This window comes from Xenorhabdus griffiniae, assembly GCF_037265215.1.
Classification (GTDB): domain Bacteria; phylum Pseudomonadota; class Gammaproteobacteria; order Enterobacterales; family Enterobacteriaceae; genus Xenorhabdus; species Xenorhabdus griffiniae.
In genome coordinates, this window is record NZ_CP147737.1 from 3,175,470 (window position 1) to 3,194,736 (window position 19,267).

General features: G+C 43.9%; 20 protein-coding genes. 3 read left to right on the forward strand and 17 right to left on the reverse strand.

Features of this window, described 5'->3' with window-relative positions; translation table 11 throughout:
- Positions 1 to 97: 97 nt before the first annotated feature.
- The 3 genes from hutC to hutI are packed head-to-tail and all read right to left on the reverse strand — an operon-like array spanning position 98 to position 3,113.
- Positions 98 to 829: a histidine utilization repressor gene (gene hutC, locus WDV75_RS13735; RefSeq protein WP_273558261.1), complete on the reverse strand. Its 732-nt coding sequence runs from the start codon at positions 827 to 829 to the stop codon at positions 98 to 100.
- 36 nt (positions 830 to 865) lie between these two features.
- Complete coding sequence (hutG, locus tag WDV75_RS13740; RefSeq protein ID WP_273558260.1) at positions 866 to 1,825, reverse strand: formimidoylglutamase; 960 nt, start codon at positions 1,823 to 1,825, stop codon at positions 866 to 868.
- A gap of 19 nt (positions 1,826 to 1,844) precedes the next feature.
- On the reverse strand, positions 1,845 to 3,113 hold the full coding sequence (gene hutI / locus WDV75_RS13745) for an imidazolonepropionase (RefSeq protein ID WP_273558259.1): 1,269 nt from the start codon (positions 3,111 to 3,113) through the stop codon (positions 1,845 to 1,847).
- A gap of 182 nt (positions 3,114 to 3,295) precedes the next feature.
- On the opposite strand from hutI, the gene smrB reads away from it, so the two are divergent.
- On the forward strand, positions 3,296 to 3,838 hold the full coding sequence (gene smrB / locus WDV75_RS13750) for an endonuclease SmrB (RefSeq protein WP_193851216.1): 543 nt from the start codon (positions 3,296 to 3,298) through the stop codon (positions 3,836 to 3,838).
- Positions 3,839 to 4,046: 208 nt separating this feature from the next.
- Here the strand turns inward: smrB and sixA are convergent, their stop codons facing one another.
- From sixA to WDV75_RS13770, 4 genes are all read right to left on the reverse strand, one after another.
- Positions 4,047 to 4,529: a phosphohistidine phosphatase SixA gene (sixA, locus tag WDV75_RS13755; protein ID WP_273558258.1), complete on the reverse strand. Its 483-nt coding sequence runs from the start codon at positions 4,527 to 4,529 to the stop codon at positions 4,047 to 4,049.
- A 350-nt stretch (positions 4,530 to 4,879) separates the two neighbouring features.
- Positions 4,880 to 7,036: a fatty acid oxidation complex subunit alpha FadJ gene (fadJ, locus tag WDV75_RS13760; protein ID WP_273558257.1), complete on the reverse strand. Its 2,157-nt coding sequence runs from the start codon at positions 7,034 to 7,036 to the stop codon at positions 4,880 to 4,882.
- Positions 7,036 to 8,346, reverse strand: a complete 1,311-nt coding sequence (gene fadI, locus WDV75_RS13765; RefSeq protein WP_273558256.1) for an acetyl-CoA C-acyltransferase FadI — start codon at positions 8,344 to 8,346, stop codon at positions 7,036 to 7,038. Before fadI ends, fadJ begins: the two co-directional genes overlap by 1 nt.
- 292 nt (positions 8,347 to 8,638) lie before the next feature.
- A complete protein-coding gene (locus WDV75_RS13770; protein WP_273558255.1) occupies positions 8,639 to 8,935 on the reverse strand; it encodes a YfcZ/YiiS family protein in 297 nt (98 codons plus the stop codon).
- 359 nt (positions 8,936 to 9,294) lie between these two features.
- Between WDV75_RS13770 and fadL the strand changes: the two genes are divergently transcribed.
- Complete coding sequence (fadL, locus tag WDV75_RS13775; RefSeq protein WP_273558254.1) at positions 9,295 to 10,656, forward strand: long-chain fatty acid transporter FadL; 1,362 nt, start codon at positions 9,295 to 9,297, stop codon at positions 10,654 to 10,656.
- A 62-nt stretch (positions 10,657 to 10,718) separates the two neighbouring features.
- Here the strand turns inward: fadL and mlaA are convergent, their stop codons facing one another.
- Positions 10,719 to 11,471, reverse strand: coding sequence for a phospholipid-binding lipoprotein MlaA (mlaA, locus tag WDV75_RS13780; protein WP_273558253.1), 753 nt, complete (start codon positions 11,469 to 11,471; stop codon positions 10,719 to 10,721).
- Between the two features lie 575 nt (positions 11,472 to 12,046).
- Between mlaA and WDV75_RS13785 the strand changes: the two genes are divergently transcribed.
- A complete protein-coding gene (locus WDV75_RS13785; protein WP_338860000.1) occupies positions 12,047 to 12,970 on the forward strand; it encodes a hypothetical protein in 924 nt (307 codons plus the stop codon).
- Between the two features lie 26 nt (positions 12,971 to 12,996).
- Here the strand turns inward: WDV75_RS13785 and WDV75_RS13790 are convergent, their stop codons facing one another.
- Genes WDV75_RS13790 through WDV75_RS13830 form a run of 9 tightly spaced genes read right to left on the reverse strand, consistent with a single transcriptional unit; the run spans position 12,997 to position 19,229 of the window.
- Positions 12,997 to 13,590: a tail fiber assembly protein gene (locus WDV75_RS13790; protein WP_273572380.1), complete on the reverse strand. Its 594-nt coding sequence runs from the start codon at positions 13,588 to 13,590 to the stop codon at positions 12,997 to 12,999.
- Entirely contained in the window at positions 13,590 to 14,519 is a 930-nt protein-coding gene (locus WDV75_RS13795; RefSeq protein WP_338860003.1) for a tail fiber protein, read from the reverse strand. Before WDV75_RS13795 ends, WDV75_RS13790 begins: the two co-directional genes overlap by 1 nt.
- Positions 14,503 to 15,162 carry a DUF2612 domain-containing protein gene (locus WDV75_RS13800; protein WP_273571706.1) on the reverse strand — a complete coding sequence of 220 codons (660 nt, stop codon included), beginning with the start codon at positions 15,160 to 15,162 and terminating at the stop codon, positions 14,503 to 14,505. Before WDV75_RS13800 ends, WDV75_RS13795 begins: the two co-directional genes overlap by 17 nt.
- Positions 15,155 to 16,279, reverse strand: a complete 1,125-nt coding sequence (locus WDV75_RS13805; protein WP_273571705.1) for a baseplate J/gp47 family protein — start codon at positions 16,277 to 16,279, stop codon at positions 15,155 to 15,157. Before WDV75_RS13805 ends, WDV75_RS13800 begins: the two co-directional genes overlap by 8 nt.
- Positions 16,263 to 16,625 carry a hypothetical protein gene (locus WDV75_RS13810; RefSeq protein WP_273571704.1) on the reverse strand — a complete coding sequence of 121 codons (363 nt, stop codon included), beginning with the start codon at positions 16,623 to 16,625 and terminating at the stop codon, positions 16,263 to 16,265. The genes WDV75_RS13805 and WDV75_RS13810 overlap by 17 nt, the downstream gene beginning before the upstream one ends.
- Positions 16,622 to 17,290 carry a Gp138 family membrane-puncturing spike protein gene (locus WDV75_RS13815; RefSeq protein ID WP_273571703.1) on the reverse strand — a complete coding sequence of 223 codons (669 nt, stop codon included), beginning with the start codon at positions 17,288 to 17,290 and terminating at the stop codon, positions 16,622 to 16,624. The genes WDV75_RS13810 and WDV75_RS13815 overlap by 4 nt, the downstream gene beginning before the upstream one ends.
- On the reverse strand, positions 17,265 to 18,116 hold the full coding sequence (locus tag WDV75_RS13820) for a phage protein (RefSeq protein ID WP_273571702.1): 852 nt from the start codon (positions 18,114 to 18,116) through the stop codon (positions 17,265 to 17,267). Before WDV75_RS13820 ends, WDV75_RS13815 begins: the two co-directional genes overlap by 26 nt.
- On the reverse strand, positions 18,091 to 18,429 hold the full coding sequence (locus WDV75_RS13825) for a phage baseplate plug family protein (protein WP_273571701.1): 339 nt from the start codon (positions 18,427 to 18,429) through the stop codon (positions 18,091 to 18,093). The genes WDV75_RS13820 and WDV75_RS13825 overlap by 26 nt, the downstream gene beginning before the upstream one ends.
- Positions 18,429 to 19,229 (reverse strand): phage baseplate protein, encoded by an 801-nt coding sequence (locus WDV75_RS13830; RefSeq protein ID WP_273571700.1) that lies wholly within the window; start codon positions 19,227 to 19,229, stop codon positions 18,429 to 18,431. The genes WDV75_RS13825 and WDV75_RS13830 overlap by 1 nt, the downstream gene beginning before the upstream one ends.
- Between the last annotated feature and the right edge of the window lie 38 nt (positions 19,230 to 19,267).

Consider the following 19,267-nt stretch of genomic DNA (forward strand, 5'->3'; position numbering starts at 1 on the left):
TTACATTATTGTTACAACGATGAATAAAAAACCTCTTCGACTCAACGGAAAAAGAGGTTTTTTGCCGCTTAACTTTTTGTAGCTCCATATAGGAGAACTATGAACTAAAACGCCCTTTCAATTTATATCGATACCCAGGAAACAATAACCTGGCACTGGAAACAATAAATTCTTTCGACCAGGTTCGCCGGCTGATTAACAAACAAGGCGTATTTGCCTCAATTTGTAATAACCGACAAGAGAGGGCATCTCCCGCCACGGCTTCGACGATATGCTCCCCTTCGGTCAATGGCGCTACCTGGGATAAATAATCATGGGCCGTTTGCTGACGAAAATCTTGCCGCAAATACTCTGGTGCCGCCTGAACATTGACAAAGCGATCTTCAATCTGCACAGGGACATCATTTTCATAATGTACAATGATGGAATGGTAGAGCGGCGCACCTACTGCAATACTGAATTCCGCAGCCTGCGTCATGTTAGCCTTCACTTCAGCAAGTTTCAGCACCTTGCAACTATGCCGGTTAGAGCGAGAAGCAATTTCATCGGCAATACTATGAATTTCAAATAACGCCGATTGTCCTTTCGGCTCAGAGACAAACGAACCCACACCTTGCAAACGGAATAGAAAACCTTCTGCTGTTAGCTCCCTCAATGCCCGGTTAGCCGTCATGCGACTACAGTTAAATTGCCTGACCAATTCCGCTTCCGAAGGGATCCGATCATACGGTTTCCACTCCCCCGTATAAATCTTTTCAATAATCACTTGTTTGACTCTTGCATACAAAGGCACTGGTTTGGCATATGTATCTGGTAAATCGTCTGTCACTGTCCCTTCCTTCTCGCTTTTTATTCGTTCACCAACCTATTTATTCCACCAATGCACCAACTGCCATGCAAGGCGAGCCGCCGCTTTCCCCCCCATTCCCTGGATATCATATAAAGGGTTAAGCTCAACTAAATCTACGGCTTGCAATTTTTTGCTCTGACAGATGAGTTGAACCAATGGCAATAAACGCTCCAGCGGAACACCCAATGCCGCAGGCGCAGAAACGGCCGGCATTTGCCAAATTGGCAGCACATCCAAGTCGATGGTCATATAAATGATATCAACCTGATTAATTATATCTTGTAATTGCTGCTGTACCCTATCCAACATGGATTCAACGCAGTGGGTATCCCAAATAATGGTGACATCAAGATGGTTAGCTTCATCCAGTAATGCCTGGGTATTTGATGCCAAGCTGGCGCCAACGCAACTGTAATTAAATGGGCGCTGGTGTTGCTGGCAGTAATGCGCAAGTTGCCGAAATGGGGTTCCTGATGTAGGCTGCGGCGAATTTCTCAGATCCAAGTGGGCATCAAAATTGATGATACCGACACGCTGCTCTGAAAACGCACGGTAAATTCCCATCCCATGAGCAAAAGCCGTTTCATGCCCACCACCAAAAATCAGCGTCTTCATATTATTCTGCTGGCATTCATAGACAGCATCACTGAGTGCCTGCTGTGCTTCACTTAATTCACCAGAATTAGCACGAATATTCCCCAAATCCACCAATCTATCGTGACCATCATAACTCGCCAGGTTTGCCAACGATTGGCGCAAATATTCTGGTCCCAATTTCGCTCCCGGGCGGCCCTGATTCAATTTAACACCTTCATCACATTCAAATCCCAATAGCGCAATGTGGTGAAGAAATTCGGCTGGAGAGAAACTGGTTGGCTGTTTTATTGTCTGGAATAACCGTAACGCGTTATTGGCTTCAGCAAGATCATTGCGCCCTTGCCAAATGTTTTCGGATGTTGGATGCCATAAATTCATATTTTTTCCCTCACCACCATTAATTAAAGCCATTTAAATCATTACGATGCGTAATTTCGCCATGATAAATACGATAAACCAACGGGTTATGTCCCAGTTCGTATAAAATATCAACGGGGTTTCGGGCATCCCAAACAATAAAGTCTGCCGTAAAACCTGCGGCTAATTGACCGTGACTACCCGCTCGTCCCAGTGCCTGAGCTGCATGAATAGTCACGCCTTGCCAAGCTTCTTCTGGCGTCAAACCAAATTGTACGCAAGCCATATTCATAATCAGGCGCAAGGAAGCAAAAGGACTCGTACCAGGATTAAAATCGGTTGAAATAGCCATTGGAACACCGTATTGGCGCAATAATGCAATGGGTGGACGTTGAGTTTCTCGTAGGAAGTAAAATGCCCCCGGCAGTAATACTGCCACTGTTCCACTACGGCTGATAGCCCCAATACCCTTTTCATCCAAATGCTCAATATGATCAACGGATAAACCCTGATATTCAGCAACCAGCTCACTGCCTCCTAAATTGGAAAGTTGCTCAACATGACCTTTTACGGGAATATTCAAACGTTTTGCTGTTGCAAAAAGGCGTTTAGTCTGATTTAAAGTGAAACCAACGGTTTCACAAAATACATCAACAGCTTCGAATAACTGTTTTTGCCAGAGAGTAGGCAAGATGGAGTCACAAACTAAATCAATATAGCCATCAGGATCATGTTTATATTCAGGTGGGACGGCATGGGCAGAAAGTAATGTCGGGCTAATTTCGATGGGATTTTTTTGTGCCAATGCCCGCACAACCTTTAACTGTTTTTCTTCATTTATCAGATCTAGCCCATAACCTGATTTCATCTCAATTGTTGTCACCCCTTCAGCCATCAACGCATTGAGACGTTTCTGGGATACGCTTTCTAACTGTTGAGCGGAACTGTTACGGGTGGCATTAACGGTAGAATTGATCCCTCCCCCTTTAGCACTAATTTCTTCATAAGAAACCCCATTCAAGCGCTGTTCCCACTCAGAGGCTCTATTGCCACCAAAAACTAAGTGAGTGTGGCAATCGATTAAGCCTGGTGTAATTAAGCGCTGTTCTGCGTCAATGACCTTACATTGGTTGGCTGGTACGCTATCTGTCGGTAATATCGCTAAGATTTTTTCATCCCGCACAATAAGGTCATGCTGTTCTAACATGCCGTAATGGCTTTCACCATCAACGTTCTTAATTGCAGGATCCATCGTAGCAAGTTTGGCATTGCGCCATATGACATCAGTGTCTCTCAGTTCAATCGACATTGTACTATCCTGTTATCTTTCTTGTTTGTATCAGAACTCATGTTGTATATACATTTATTTTATAACCAAACATAATTGTCAAATCATTTTGTGAACAATTTGTTACTTAAAATGATAACTGTCAGGAAAAATCACAAAAAATCATGTACACTTGCCAAAAGCAGTGAGTAAATGAATGTGTAATGAAGAAGAAATATCAACTAAACTCAGAAGACATCAGTCTATTCAGAACGTCTGTTACAGGAACCCGTCGTATTGCACAAGATACGGTTTCCCATCCCCCGAAAAGAAAAAAAATTAACGCTGTTGCCCCTGAACGCTTGATGCAGGAGCAAGCTGATGCCAGTTACTATTTTTCCGATGAATTCCAGCCAAATTTGGAAATGGAAGGCCCGACTCGTTACATTCGGGAAGGCGCCAGCCATTATGAATTAAAGAAATTGCGGCGGGGAGATTATTCCCCTGAACTTTTTCTGGATTTACATGGGCTAACTCAGTTGCAGGCCAAACAAGAAATTGGGGCATTAATCGCTGCCTGTCGTCGCGAACACGTCTATTGTGCCTGTGTTATGCATGGACACGGTAAACATATTCTCAAACAACAAGCCCCGCTATGGCTTGCCCAACATCCTGATATTATTGCCTTCCATCAAGCGCCCAAAGCGTGGGGAGGGAACGCTGCGTTACTCATTTTGGTAGAGATGGATGAGTTTACGCAGCGCTAATTTGGTCTTTATATACCAATCGCCTTTCAAGATGCATCTTATATCTCCCGCTACGCGGGGAGATATAAACAATCATATTGATTTACAAGCTGCAATTTACAACATGCTATGAAACCTGATTTCTCCCCGCAAAGCGAGGAGAAATCACACGCATCTTGAAGTCAGATTGGTATATTTAATTAAATTGTCTAATGGTTAAGGTGGTTGGTCAGAATTTCTCCGCTAATTGTGCAGGAGATGTTTGCCATAACAGACACCCTTTTTCTGTTTGGTGATCCAACTCGACACATGCAATGCCGGATGTAGCAAACATCGGCGGCGTTTGCCCAGGACAAAGCTCAGAAACCAAATAACCGACTAACGGTAAATGGGAAACCACCAATACAGATTTGTGTCCTTGTGTTGACAAGACGTGTAAATAGCTAGCAACCAACGCAACATCACCCGATGGCGTTAACTCAGCCAATAACTCTTCATTATCAGGAAGCGCCAAATTTTCTCGCACCACCTTTAATGTTTGTCCTGCACGAATATAAGGACTGACCAAAATACAATCAATATCAGGCGTTTGTTGTGAAAGCCAATCTGCCATCTTCTGTGATTCTTGCCACCCTCTAGGTGTCAGCTCCCGTGCTGCATCACTGATTGCATCCAAAGCAGCATCACCGTGACGCATAATAAAAACGTACATAATCCACCGTTTAGTTAATTGCAAACCGATCTCAAAATACCCTATACACTCGTATTTCTTGAGATAAGCCATTGGTTATACGGCATTAAAACGTAAGCTCAAAAGCAATTATCAAGCTAATATTTGATATATGCCCTATGGATTTCCGAAGGATATAAAAACGTTTCAGTTAGGGCCAATCTGCATTCTGCCCTAAAACAAAGGTAAATAAAATGGCTAAAAAAAATCAATATATCTCTTGTTATTTCGTGGACTCTTTTTAGATAAAAAATACGAATAAGGATTTAATTGCCATAAAAAATCGACTCTTAATTAAAAGAGCCGATCGGGTTATTTAAATAAAATTCAAGTTATGCGTGAAATTTCTTTTTCTGTTCAGCCATCTGGACTAAACGCTCACAGGGCGCAAACCTTTCGCCATATTGCGCCTCCAGACGACGTAAAATTTCTACAACTTTATCACTGCCAAGCTTATCAATATAACGGAATGGCCCTCCCAGGAATGGCGGGAATCCGATGCCAAATACAGCACCAATATCACCATCACGCGGGCTTCTGATAATCCCCTCATCCAGACAGCGCACAGCTTCATTCAGCATGAGCATCACACAACGCTGGGCAATGTCAGCCGGCAACATTTTTATCGCTGGTTTGATCTTTAATAAGGAATAAATCGAAGCATCCACTTCTTTGGCTTTTTTTCTGCCCGTATACAAATAGAAGCCGCGGCCATTCTTCTTGCCTTTTCGGTCATCCTGCAAAATTGCAGATAAAATCTCTGGTGCTTCAAATCGACTGCCTAATTCTTCTACTAAAATAGGGATGATTTTAGTCCCCACATCTATGCCAACTTCATCCAGTAGATTGATAGGACCAACAGGAAAACCAAAATTCAGCAAAGCATTATCAATATGTTCAATCGGCTCACCTTCCAATAAACAATAACCCGCCTCATTAATGTAAGGTGTCAGAATCCGGTTTACATAAAAACCCGCTTTATCACCGACAACAATCGCTGTTTTTCCCTGTTTCTTGGCTAACGCTACAGCAGTTGCGATCGTTTTTTCACTTGTTCCCTCATGTGGAATAACTTCCACCAGCGGCATTTTATCTACAGGACTGAAATAGTGAAGACCGATCACCTGCTCTGGCCGAGTCGCAGCTTCAGCAATCTTATGGATTGGCAATGAAGAAGTGTTAGACGCAAAAATGGTTTCAGGTTTTGTATTCTCTTCAATCTCTGTAACCATTTTGCGTTTTAAGACTAAATCTTCAAATACCGCTTCAACAACAATATCAGCTTGCTTAAACCCACTGTAATCGGTCGTTCCTGTCAATAGAGACATTTGACGAGAACGCTCACTTGATTTCAAACGACGCTGTTTTACCCGCTTAGAAAGGAGATCCCATGTATATTTCAAAGCCTGATTAATACCCTTTTCATTAATATCTTTAATGCGGGCAGGCAAATTTCCTCGCGTCACGGTTACATTGGCAATGCCGCCCCCCATCAGGCCGCCTCCCAAAATCCCCACCTGTCTGATTTCAGCGGGCTGTTCTGAAGAGCCAGTTTCATTCTTCAACGTGGTAGAAGCAAAAAACAGGCTCCGCAATGCTTCTGATTCTTGCGTCATCGCCAGCTCACCAAATGCCTTGGCTTCAAGCTGAAAGCCTTTCTCTGAGCCTTTTTCCAAACCGGCACGAATCACATTGATGATTTTTTCTGGGGCGGGATAATGGCCGCGAGTTTTTTCTCGCGTTTTTTTATGAACCATCTGGAATAACAACGGCCTGCCTAACGCACTTGCCAGCATACGCTGCGACCATGCCAATGGCTTACGTTTCACGATGCCTTTTTTAACATATTGCACAGCAACATCTAATAAGATATCTAAAGGAACTGCGTCATCTACAACACCCAACCGTAGCGCCTGTTTTGCCTTGAGCTGACGGCCTGTCAATATAATGTCCAAAGCAGCACTGACACCAATCAAGCGAGGTAATCTCTGCGTTCCACCTGAGCCGGGCAATAACCCAAGCTGAACTTCTGGCAAACCAAGACGGGTTTTTTCATCCAAAGAACAGATACGCGCATGGCAAGCCAATGCTAACTCCAGACCACCACCTAAGCACGCACCATGAATCGCTGCCACAACAGGCAAAGAATAATTGGCAATCTGCGCAAACAGTTTTTGACCTTTTTCAGCTAATGCTGACGCTTCTTCCTGGGTTTGGCAGTTAGCTATCATGCTAATATCCGCACCAGCAATGAAAGTATCCGGCTTGCCGGACACAATAACCAACCCTTTCAAGCCTGAAACTTGTTGCGCTTTTTCAAACATGATCAGGAACTGCTCGACAAATTCAGCTTTCAGGGTGTTGACTTTCTCTCCTGGGACATCAATGGTGATAATTCCCACCTTGTCGTCCCTGACAGAAAAACGGAATACCGATTGCTCCGGTTGCATTGTTGCTGACATAACCGTTTCTTTTTCAGCCTGAGCCATTATTCTACCTCCAATACCATTGCTGCACCCAAACCACCAGCGGCACAAGCTGTCGTTAATCCAAAACCACCCCCACGGCGACGCAATTCATTCAACGTTTGGGTCACCATTCTGGCGCCTGTCGCCGCGAAGGGGTGCCCATAAGCAATTGATCCGCCTAACACATTGAATTTATCCATATCCACTTCACCAATTGCCTGAGTACGTCCCAACTTTTCACGGGCAAATTTCTCACTGGCAAACATTTTTAAATTCGTTAATGTTTGGGCAGCAAATGCTTCATGCATGTCGATAATGGTCAATTCATTGAGAGTGATACCCGCACGCTCAAGCGCCAACGGGGTTGCATAGGACGGCCCCAGTAACATGTCCTGCCAAACATCAATGGCAGAAAATGCATAGCTACGTAAATACCCCAATGGAACCATACCAAGCTCTTTGGCAACGGATTCACGCATTAACATCACTGCTGCGGCACCGTCCGTCAGTGGTGTGCTGTTTGCCGCGGTGACTGTGCCATGTTTTCGATCAAAGGCCGGACGCAATTTGGCATAAGAAGCTAAGGTTGAGTTTTTTCTGATATTGTTATCTTCTGCCAATGTCTTGCGGTATGGCGGGAAATAGGCCGATATGATTTCCTCTTGCAAAAGCCCTTGCTCCCAGGCTTTGGCGGCCAGTACATGCGAGCGGTGCGCAAGCTCATCCTGATCTTCGCGGCTGATATGATACGTTTTTGCCATCTGCTCAGCGGTATCTCCCATTCTCAACCCTGTGGAATACTCTGCAACAGCAGGGGATACAGGCAATAAATCACGTAATTTCAATCGACTGAGTAATTTTAATCGTTGGGTGAGACTTTTGGCTTTGTTCAAGTCAACTAACGTACGCGCCAATGACTTCGTCACTCCGATAGGTAAAACGGATGAGGAATCCGCACCTCCCGCGATCCCTATATTGACTACGCCTGCCATAATACTTTCAGCCACGTTTGCAATTGCCTGAAAACTCGTCGCACAGGCACGGGAAACACTATAGGCATCAGTATTCACACTTAAGCCTGCCCCCAAAACAATTTCCCTTGCAATATTTGGCGCTTCCGGCATTTGAACAACTTGCCCAAAAACCAATTGGTCGATCTTCTCAGGCGACAAACCGCTCCTAATGACCAGCTCGCTTACAACAGCCTTTCCCAAGTCAACAGCCGGAATACCGTGGTAGAAAGTTGCCTGTTTCGCAAAAGGAATGCGCAACCCGCTGACAATAGCAACACGTTCCTTTTGCGATGTCACTTTTGTTGAAGAATGACCCATAGCAACTCCTAATTATTATTAACTAAATCAATTGATTGATTAAAAATATTTACTCACCTCATAAGAGGTCAGACCTGATGATGCATTGTTAACGCAATGTTGGAAAATAGCAAATAGGAATAAATCAAAAATGAGAACAAACTCAACTTTAAACTATTTATAATTTATACAACTTAAATGGAGAATAAGCGAAAGGAGTACAAAGAAAAGGCAATGATTTACAATCTATTACAAGCGATTTTCCCACTGTTTGGCATGACAAAACAATGAGAAAACCGTTGTTCAGAGTGAATTAACGCAAGCCTAACTGAAAGATGAGGGCTTCCGCTTGGCAGCTAAAGGTAAAGTCCACCGATAATTGCATCCCACCGTTAACCGCTTCGATACTATGGCGTATAATACAGGGATCAGATTCCACTGATTTTGCCTTCTTAATTAACGTATTAAGCATAATTTCTGCGTCTTGTTCACTCGCAAAAATACACTGATAAGAAGCGGTGCAGTCTTCATTATCAATAACGGTTCCCACATCAACACAACAGCAAGCTGCCGTTTCTTCGGCATTACAGCGGTTAATCGCATCAGACATTTAATTTCTCCGGCTAAAAAACTTGCTGATAATTCTACGTTTTCCTGACTGCCAATAACCAGCATTTGCACTGTTTGACGCCATTTATCTCACTATTTATTGATCTGACCACGTCAACAAAAACCCGTTTACACTTCATTAACGGAAGTTGTCTATTTTTTGTTAAGCAAGTCCCAATTTGAGAATCATTTTAGTTATATTTAGAAAACATTCTTGCAACATATTCTAGTATCAAGCCTATACTTCGTGCACTGGTCTGATTTGTCATTATTGTCATGGTGACAAATCGACTCTACAATCCCGCGCTCTCAGCTACTTGAGTGGCATGTTAATAATAATTAGACAATGAGGTTTTGGTTATGGACCAGAAAAACCTATTTACACGTTCAGCGTTAGCAGTGGCGGTTGCAATCCTCTCATCCAACGCTAGTGCTGCTGGTTTTCAATTGAATGAATATTCATCATCAGGACTAGGCCGTGCATTTTCTGGGGCAGGTGCCGTTGCAGATAACGCTTCCGTAGGCAGTCGTAACCCTGCGGCCATGACCTTATTTGATCGCCCATCATTTTCTGGTGGTTTGGTGTATGTCAACCCAGATGTTGATATCACCGGAAAGTCTCCCATCACCAAAAACAGCACTGATGCTAAAAATATCGCACCGAGTGCATGGATCCCAAACCTGCATTTTATTACGCCAATCAATGATCAATGGTTTGTTGGCGCATCTGCAACGTCTAACTTCGGCTTGTCTACCGACTTCAGCAACAACTATTCTGCTGGCCTGCTAGGCGGTAAAACTCAACTGAAGACCATGAACCTAAACCTAAGCGGTGCTTACAAATTTAATAACCAGTTTAGCTTTGGCTTAGGTGTCAATGCTGTTTATGCTGATGCCAAAATCGCCCGTCATATGGGAGAATTCGGCCCAATAGCCACTAAGATGCTAAACGCTAAAGGACAAGCCATTGGTAATCCAGTCCTTGCACATCTTTCAATCCCAGATAGCGCTGAAGCGGCCAGATTGGAAGGTAAAGATTGGGGTTACGGGTGGAATGCAGGGTTCCTATATCAGTATGACGAAAATAACCGCTATAGCCTGACTTACCGTTCAAAAGTCAAGGTTAAGTTTAAAAGCGGAGATTACAGCAATGATTTGCCATATATACCAAAAGTCTTTGATAATGGGACTAATGGTAATATAGTCAAAGGCAAGCTGGACCTGAATTTACCGGATATGTGGGAATTCTCAGGTTATAACCGTGTTGCTCCACAGTGGGCAATTCACTATAGCTTGCTATACACTGGCTGGAGCGAATTCAAAGAATTAAAAGCAGTAAGGAGTGACACGGGTAATGTTGCATTTGAGAAACACGAAGGCTTCCGTGACGCTTACCGTATCTCACTAGGTACAACTTACTACCATGATGATAACTGGACATTCCGTGGTGGTATCGCCTTTGATGAAAGCCCTGTACCAGCCAAAAATCGTTCTATTTCCATTCCAGATCAAGATCGTTTTTGGTTTAGCTTAGGAACCACTTACGCATTCAACAAAGATGCTTCTGTAGATGTCGGTGTTTCCTATATGCGTGGCAAAAAAGTACATATTAGTGAAAAACTCCCAGAAGATGTCCAGAAATTAGGTGGCACGACACCATATGAGTTCGATTCCAAAGGAACTGCATGGTTGTATGGTATAAACTTTAACTATACGTTCTAACTACATACTGTAATCCCAAAAAAGGATAGCAGATGCTATCCTTTTTTGATTATAAGTACGAACTAATCTATGGAATCCAATTCATCTTGAATGCTTGCCGCATTAGGATTTTTTTCTGGCTCCAACTTACCTCCATTGGCCATAAAATCGTGGCGTTGGAAGTAAGCATCGCGCACCATCAAATAAGGATCTGAAGAATTTTTTAACAAGCCGTCAGAATCCAGCAAGCGAGCGCGGGTTTCTATACCTTGGAAAATCCACGTGCCTACCGACACCCATCCCGTAAGATAACTCAATACAGGATAAGTCATATCCGCAAGGTTACCGCCCTCATCACGCAATGTAAAACTGCCGTAACCGGGCAAAACAACATATGGGCCATACCCCACATTATAGTATCCCAATATGCTACCAAAACGCATTGGATCTTCTTTTGCCAGTTTGGGATTAGCCATGGAAGCCACATCAATAAGCCCCCCCATTCCCAACAACGTATTCAAAAAGAAACGGTTGAAGTGTTTTGCACCTTCATGAACATCGCCACGCAAGAAACTGTTTACCATACTGGCTGGCTCTTCAAGGTTGCTCATAAAATTACCAATGCCATTTCGTGCAGGCATTGGCACATAATTACGCCAGGCTACAGCAACCGGGCGCAGTACATATGGGTCGAGAACATCATAATTAAAGTTAAACATAGCACGGTTAAACCCTTCCAGCGGATCAGAACGCCCCTGCTCCATCGTATTCGATGAACTGGCACATCCTGCAAGTAAGACGGCTGTAAGAGCAACCCCGCTCAGACTATACTTCATACTGTTCTCCATATAATTATTTTTAGATATCAATTATCGCGCTGTATACCAGCTATTGCACCCAATATGTAAAATATACTGCCTATCTTTCATTAATGGTAATCAAAAAGAGTGGTGATTATATAGGCAAACAGTTTGTTATACCTTATCTCTGACAAGAAAAACAGGTATACTGCGTTCCATTGGCCCCCTTAGTTAAATGGATATAACAAACAAAACAATCAACCACCTGATAAATATACAAAAAATAAACTTATAAACATCTTAAAAGTACACAGATATGTACACAATCTCAAAACACTGCTCATTTTCTTATTTCTTAGTTTACTATCTATATCCTAATCTCAACAGTTTTTCATTGCTCAGTAATCAATCAATTGAATAATTTCAACTGGCAACTTTCTGTGAGTTTATTTTATACTCTTCAGCATTCTCCCAACCTCAAATCCCACCCCAATAACCGCCTAAATTTCCCCCATCCATCCCCATATCCCTCCAAACTCACATTTTGCACATTTATTGAACTAGTAATTTGTTGAATTTCAACGCGTTCAACAGTCAGTTACCCGTTTTTAATGCACGAATCGGCCTATTGTGGGATTTCATTAAACCTCGGTTTGGCAGAAACCCAGCGACTGGCGGAAAATGCTTTATCCAAAAAAGCGAATGGGGCAGATATTGAGGATAAAACAAAATTTATTGATAACATAGGGTTAAAAGATACTGTTAATAGGGCATATAACGCGTTAAACAAATACGCTAACGGTGCGGACATTACCGATAAATCGGTGTTTGTGAGCAACCTAAATTTCATGGACCAGGTAATTCGAACTGATCTGATTAACGGTAATCAACAACGTATTCAGAGCGAGTTAATAGTAGATAATCGTCTAACTGTGACGAACGAAGTGTACTGTCAGTCGGGAAATGCAGCTATTGCATTGAAATCAACAAAAGGCGGTCCCCACATAGCGTACACTTGGAATAATTCCCAATGGCATGATGTGCGCTTTCCGGAAGGCAAAGGAACCGCCATCGTTTTAGGCGCTAATTGCTGGATAACCGGGGATGGTTACCTGAAATTAGCCTCGCCCATTATCAAAATTTGGCGTGAGGGTAAATTTGAAACCAATAACGAGTCTGAAGGTGCTATCGTGGAGCGTTTGTCCGAGGGCGTTTACCTCATCAAAAACGTGCTGGGATTCAATGCCGATGCGGCATGGGGCGGTGTTGATGGTGGGGTTGATATACCGCTGTGCAAAAATAAATTGCCGCTAATTTGGGTAAACTATAAGGTGTTGCCGGATGGTTCTATCAAATTAATGACCTATCACCGTGAACATGCAGATGCCCCCGCATTCGCCAGAAATGTACGTGAGGGCTATGCCGACGGCGACCCAATTGATATTCCCAGTGGTAGATTTATTTCCGTTCGTGTACAAATGCCGGAAAATTCTATTTGGAATCAACAGCAACGGAAATTAGCTGAATCAAAATAGTGTTTAGGGGCACACAGCCCCTGTATTTATTTCGGCTGTTCTGGCCATGAGATATCGGGCGCGGTAGCGCAATCCACCCGATTGAGCAGTACCCGATATTTGCGCCATTCGGTGAGTGCGGATTTTTCGGCGTCGGTTGCCATATCGAGGTCAACGGCGTCCTGATAAATATCAATTTTGGCTCTGGCGGTATCCAACAATTGCCGTTTCCGGGATTCCGCCTGTTGCTGTTCATGCTGGCGTTGTGCCTGAATATCTGTTACCCACTGTTTGCCATTCCATTTATCAAACGGTGTTGCGGGTGCCTCTGGTGTTGTTTTCGACGGATAATCACCGAGTGCTGTAATCACCTGTGCGGCACCTGTTTCAATACTGTAAACGGTTTTACCACGATGATCTGCGACGTACTCCCACGCGGACAAATCTGCCGTTCGGCAAATGGCATAACCCTGTTTGTGGTCACCCGGCGCATCAATACACGAGTGAGCCGGAATCCCCAGACCGACGAGTAAAAACTCCACAGATGCAGAACTATATTCTCGCGTTTCGCTGTGATAATTATAAACAGTAATATTACCTGCGACAGTGGCGATATGATTTTTGTCTAATTTTGCCGTCATTATACTGCCCTCACAATGTAGTTAAATGCGATGTTTATGGGGCGGGTTTCCATTGCTGTGCGCACCGCACGGGATGCATCAAATATCCAATTTACGGCCCCATATCCTGTAATTTCAGTCGATGGTGTTAGTCCAGATGACAGAACATGCCCCAATTGTGTGAATGGACCCGAGGCGCTGACACCCTGAAAAAGCTGCGTTCGCCCAAATGTTCCGACAATATTTTGAATCGCATCAATCTGAATCGATAATAGTTCTCGTCCGGCATCGTCGCCGGTATCGCCGTTCCAGCCGCGCAGAAATTTACCTCTCAAATCCGGCAATGTTAGTGATGGATATACACGCGCCAGCTCTGGATATTGTGCTGCGGTAAACGTAGCGCCGTTACATTGCATCCATCCAGCAGGCGGGGTTGCTAACGGCCACGGAATCGGTACGCCAACGGGTAATGCCGAGCCTGCCGTTAAACCGAGGTTTTTCACAAACTCAGATTTGTTGGGGATATCTGCGCCGTTACGGGATTTTTCGAGGCGAGAGTTGGCATTGTCGTTGGCGTGTCGTAGGGCGTCGGTTGTGGATTTTGCAATACCGATTGCATCTACAAACAGCATCCACTCATTTTGCGACTTATCCGGTTGTTGACCTCTAGTTTGTCGTTTAGCTGTATAGAATTGTCCTGCGTGTTGCACTACAGCATATTGTGGATAATCTACAGATGCATCCCACTCAGAAATTCCGCGTTGGGATAAATACATTAGCCATTGATCGGTGCGTTTGCCGATGGCATTAAACCATTCCATTGGTGGTTTTCCTGCCGTGCGATCAATGGTGACCCCCCAGCCACGCAGAACGTCAGGAAATGTTTCTATTTCCCCTGTTTTTGCATCATTGGCAAATATTTTGTAATCGGGTTTATTGATGATTGACATTGATAATCCTCGTAAATTGACCGTCGCCAAAACCGAAAGCATGGCTATCATTTTCCCAACCGAAGGGATGGTCACTGTTAATAACAACAAATTGGTAGCGCACACCAATAGGCCGACTCAGGATGTCGAGTTTTAAAATGGCGTGTAATCGAAATGGAGTCAGGTAATTAGCAGGAACAACAACATTCATTGTCATGTCATAGTTATCGATGACAAATGAATATTCCCCTAATAAGTGTTGTAGTGAATGTGTAATTCCGACAATGGTCGGTCGCTGGAAATTTTTGATAATTTTTGCTCGGATAAAAAAACGATAATCCGAATCATCCAATCTGACGGATTTCTGTAACGAGTCACCATAGCGATAAAATAACCCATTATTAAATCCTAACGCGCCAGCAATACCCAGCCACCCAAAATAATCTTTTGGTACAAATGATTTCATTGTCCTGCCAATTCCTACATGGCGACCAATGAGATCTAATCCATACCCAACTGATTTATCGATATCCAATATTTCGGCTAATTTTACGGCTGACTGGAAAACTATTTTGCTCTCAGAAAATAAAAGCTCGACGGTTTGTCGAGCCTTCGGTTTTCCTCTGTATTGCCATATCAGAAAATCTTCGGGTTTTTTATTCAATCAACACCTCCACATTTTCAGGTTTAATGCGAGCGCATTGCCTAACTCCTATAGCGGCTATGTCAGAGTTGTTGACTGTGATTGATTTGATGTAAAAACCAGAAATAGAATTAACGTTACATGTTAACCGCATAGCATATACTGATTCACCAATAGCAAATTCAGTAGTAGCCAATGATTTTTTAATACCGTCAGTATCGATATCCTGAAATCCGTTTATGCGGTCAATGACAACCCTGACCTTGATATCAACCATCTCAGCGCGGTCGAATTTCACTGTTCTCTCTGTACCTGAGTAGTTACATGAACATGAGATGACTCCCATTAAGCCGCACCCGCCAACTTTCTTTTTGAGTATGGCTAATGCAATGTCTTCATCTCGACCACCGATGACAACCGCATTCATAGAGTGAGGCGATACGCCATTTTTATCGGTCTGATTGGTGTCATTCTCATAAACGCGCGCCTGTTTCACATCTGGTAGGTCAAGTAGTGCCGCCTCTATTCCCTGCCTGTCGTCATGATTGTTGATGGAGTGTGAACGCATAAACCGAGTCAAGAAGTTGCCATCTGTTTCCTCTTCACTGCCAGATTTAGCCTCTTTGGTTGTGATAATTTTTTCAATACCAACGATCACTGTAACAAGTTGTAGCTCTTGCTGGGCTTGCAGACTAAATGCGCCCAGTTCCTGACTGCGCAGAATGACGCGGGCTGAGCCGTTGTTATCTAACTTCGCTTCATTGAGAACTATCCATTTGATGCGGTTATTATCTGTGAGCACCGTGCCTTTAGGAACAATAATGCCTGTAGCACCCGTCATCACCACGTCATCCAGATAGCTAAATTCAGCCCCCCGACGAACCAAACCCGCATACATCGCTCGTTGCTCTAACCATGCACCAGTCGCATTGTAGGGATCTAACATCTGTGCAATAAATGCAATGATCTGATTGATATTAGCTAATTCCTGAGAGAATAACCCCACCATCTGACCATCAGGAGAGTCAGCATCCAGATTAATATCCTCACCATAGATGCGTTTAAAACCTGTTTCTAGCCGTTGGTGAATGTCGGACAGTTGGTCAATGACAATTCCTGTTTCAGTGATCTGGAGCATAAGTATTGACCTCGTTTTTTTGTCCGTAAATATCAATGTAGGTCACGCCAATCTGTGACTGGCGGTTATCTGCGCTGATTTTGATATCGAAGTAGGTAATTTCTGTCACACCATCCGTATTTAGTACAGCGCCTTTCAATTCAGATTCCATTGCCATCAAATTAGGATTTTTACGCAGGTAATCAAACCAGCGGATACCGTGATCGGGATTCAAAAACCAGTCATTGTGCAGGGAAAGCAGCCGGGTTTTTACTGACTGCGCGATAGCTTCGGAGGTTGTAGCGTAGTCATTGCGACCGTTCCCGAATGTCCAGTCATGATGATTATCTAACCGCCTCACTCTCATTTATTTGGCCTCCCCGTATTGCCGCCGTGTGAATCAGGGTGCGTGTGGTTTTCAACATCCACCCCACCACCAATAACCCTAGCCGCTGTGATTGTTCCACTGGATTCACTGTTGCCGCTGGTCTGATTCCAATTTCCGGCCTGTTGGTGATTTCCGGTTTGTTTACTATTCCCCAGATGTTCAATATCACCCAGAATGGTGATTGTCCCTTGTGTCATACGAATGAACGTTGAGCCGTCATCCGTTTGCATGGAAGCGCCGCCATGAAAGAAATCAAGGATTTTTTTAGGCTGACTGCAAATGCCAGGGATAAATGACGCATCGGAATAGTCATGCAATCGCGCATCCAGTGGTACGGATTTATTACCCGTGGCATACCAGCCATCGATGCAACGCTCTGAGAATATCGCCAGCCCCTCATCGCCGGATGTCACAGGTACAGTGAAACAGAATCCACCTGCTCGCGGGAACTGGACAACAACATCCACCAGCGGTGGCAATTCTAGTACCTCACCATTGCGCAATATTTGGTTAATCATCAGTTCGATTGTGGCAGTGTGGCCATTAAATGAGACAACGCGGGCAGGTAAGGCGGTATGGATATCAAGGCGCTCGTTTTCCGCTTTTCTATCCAAGACATCAAGCAGTGTTGGGTATTTGTCCATCTTTCTTTTCCACCTTCTGATATTTTCCACCAATGCAGGTGATTTTGGTTGTCCAGTTGTCACCCATGAAATCGCCGGAGTGTTCTAAGGCAGTAACTTTGTAATCACCGCTATATTCAGGAATAATTGACTGAACCCGCACCAGTCCGCCTATCCGCATAACCGGATTTAGTAAACAACTCACTGATAATCCATCATCGGTTTTCTCTGGACTGCCAATCATTCCCGCCTCCTGAGACAGAACGAACCCCTCGTTATCGGCGAGCACCTTACTTTTAGGTAATACAGTCATGTTGCCATCCTGCACTGACCAGTCAGCGCCGTTATTACGGGCGATTTTGTGCATAATGTCGCGTGCATTTCCGGTTAGAACTTTGCCGCGCGGCAGTGCTCTGTCTTTCGGTAAATCCACCACACCATTACCAACCCTCATCGATCTGGTGGCCTCAGCCAGAATACTGGTATCAGTCGCACCCGCCGCCAACGTTTTATTGACCAATGCGCCCGTGTACGCTTCGTAGCCATCACCGCACGTCAACTGGATAATGAAGTCCAGCCCATCCCGCTGTGTTATCGCCTCAATGATGTCACCCATGTAGATTACTCGAAGTTCTTCATAACCGACTGCCAGACTGACACGGTTATAAATTTTACTGGTAATTAAATTGCGATGTGAGGGATTGAGGTTCCACACTTGGATTGTGGCCGGATTTGGTTCGCTACCAATGGTTTTAGATATTTCGAAGGCGACTCTCAGATTAGTAATTTCAATAGACTCTTTAGTGTTGCCGATATTCAGTTTAACCTGTCGTCCGAATTGCCTCATGCCATGCCTCTTTATCGACAAAATAGATTTTTAGCCGCTTTCCCATTTCATTACGCCGGACTGAATTTATCCCTAATCCAGAGCCATCACTCATTAATATGATGAATGGTAGGTTTTTAGTGAAAAGCACAGGGCTGTTTACCGCCATCCCGTACCGTTGGGCGATGTAGTAATCTGAGTTGGTATCCAGTAAATCAAACTGCCACCCGTTAGAAATTGAATTGAAATACAGGGTAAATTTTAGATTCATTTCAAACAGCGTGAACGATTGCTCCTGAACTTCGTCAGTTGAAACGGGTATTTCATATATCATCAGTTACCTCCCAAAAGCCCATTCAAAAACCGTTTAGTCGCACCGATAGGATCACCAGCCATTTCATTAATCTTAAAAACAGCAGAGGATTTTCCATCTACCAATTTTGGTTGGGTTTTTCCCATATTGACCTTGTTCGATGCTGATTTTTTCAGATTAGGGTGTAATCCCTGAGCTGTCTGCGTTTCCACGATAAAGATCTCGCGTAATGTAAGACTAAACTCAGCCGCACCCTCATTCATTTGGGTTACGCTAATACTAACAATCATCATGTTTTTATACTGTTTCAGGCCAGTCATAACAGTAATGGGTTCGCCGAGTTTTTGGAGGTTCAATAAGTCGTTATAGGCTGAGCCGACCCTATCCAGTGTTCGCGAGCTGTCATTAGCACGCCCCTGATAATTAGGTAGCCACGGCGCTACAGGTCGACTATAACCGACTTGTTCCAGTATGGATGCGCCCATTGACATATAACGATTTACCATAGATTCAGCCTGTTTTGTCATAGCTCTGATTTCTACAGGAAGTGGGTATTTATCCAGCGCAGCGGAAAAATCACCACCAACTAGCGCATTGAAGTACTGAGGAGGTTGGTAACCCACCATAATTCCGGCAATAGTTATTTCTTTCGGTTCCAGAACGGCATGATCAGCAATTGCTGCCCCTGATTCGATAGGGTTCTCAGTAATGCGTAAATTCGAACTGTGATTCTCTATAACCACACAGTCAAATTGAAACTCACCTATAGAGCGCGTTATTACTGATGCGCGTGTGGTGTTAAAACCGCTGAGTAAGTCCATAGTCAGATCCAATAAAAAGGCCGCATTTGCGACCTGTT

Excerpts from the sequence above, each read along its gene's own strand:
- hutG (WP_273558260.1), bottom strand. The coding sequence starts at position 1,825 with ATGAATTTATGGCATCCAACATCCGAAAACATTTGGCAAGGGCGCAAT.
- hutI (WP_273558259.1), bottom strand. The coding sequence starts at position 3,113 with ATGTCGATTGAACTGAGAGACACTGATGTCATATGGCGCAATGCCAAA.
- smrB (WP_193851216.1), top strand. The coding sequence starts at position 3,296 with ATGAAGAAGAAATATCAACTAAACTCAGAAGACATCAGTCTATTCAGA.
- sixA (WP_273558258.1), bottom strand. The coding sequence starts at position 4,529 with ATGTACGTTTTTATTATGCGTCACGGTGATGCTGCTTTGGATGCAATC.
- fadJ (WP_273558257.1), bottom strand. The coding sequence starts at position 7,036 with ATGGCTCAGGCTGAAAAAGAAACGGTTATGTCAGCAACAATGCAACCG.
- fadI (WP_273558256.1), bottom strand. The coding sequence starts at position 8,346 with ATGGGTCATTCTTCAACAAAAGTGACATCGCAAAAGGAACGTGTTGCT.
- WDV75_RS13770 (WP_273558255.1), bottom strand. The coding sequence starts at position 8,935 with ATGTCTGATGCGATTAACCGCTGTAATGCCGAAGAAACGGCAGCTTGC.
- fadL (WP_273558254.1), top strand. The coding sequence starts at position 9,295 with ATGGACCAGAAAAACCTATTTACACGTTCAGCGTTAGCAGTGGCGGTT.
- mlaA (WP_273558253.1), bottom strand. The coding sequence starts at position 11,471 with ATGAAGTATAGTCTGAGCGGGGTTGCTCTTACAGCCGTCTTACTTGCA.
- WDV75_RS13785 (WP_338860000.1), top strand. The coding sequence starts at position 12,047 with ATGCACGAATCGGCCTATTGTGGGATTTCATTAAACCTCGGTTTGGCA.
- WDV75_RS13790 (WP_273572380.1), bottom strand. The coding sequence starts at position 13,590 with ATGACGGCAAAATTAGACAAAAATCATATCGCCACTGTCGCAGGTAAT.
- WDV75_RS13795 (WP_338860003.1), bottom strand. The coding sequence starts at position 14,519 with ATGTCAATCATCAATAAACCCGATTACAAAATATTTGCCAATGATGCA.
- WDV75_RS13805 (WP_273571705.1), bottom strand. The coding sequence starts at position 16,279 with ATGCTCCAGATCACTGAAACAGGAATTGTCATTGACCAACTGTCCGAC.
- WDV75_RS13810 (WP_273571704.1), bottom strand. The coding sequence starts at position 16,625 with ATGAGAGTGAGGCGGTTAGATAATCATCATGACTGGACATTCGGGAAC.
- WDV75_RS13815 (WP_273571703.1), bottom strand. The coding sequence starts at position 17,290 with ATGGACAAATACCCAACACTGCTTGATGTCTTGGATAGAAAAGCGGAA.
- WDV75_RS13820 (WP_273571702.1), bottom strand. The coding sequence starts at position 18,116 with ATGAGGCAATTCGGACGACAGGTTAAACTGAATATCGGCAACACTAAA.
- WDV75_RS13825 (WP_273571701.1), bottom strand. The coding sequence starts at position 18,429 with ATGATATATGAAATACCCGTTTCAACTGACGAAGTTCAGGAGCAATCG.
- WDV75_RS13830 (WP_273571700.1), bottom strand. The coding sequence starts at position 19,229 with ATGGACTTACTCAGCGGTTTTAACACCACACGCGCATCAGTAATAACG.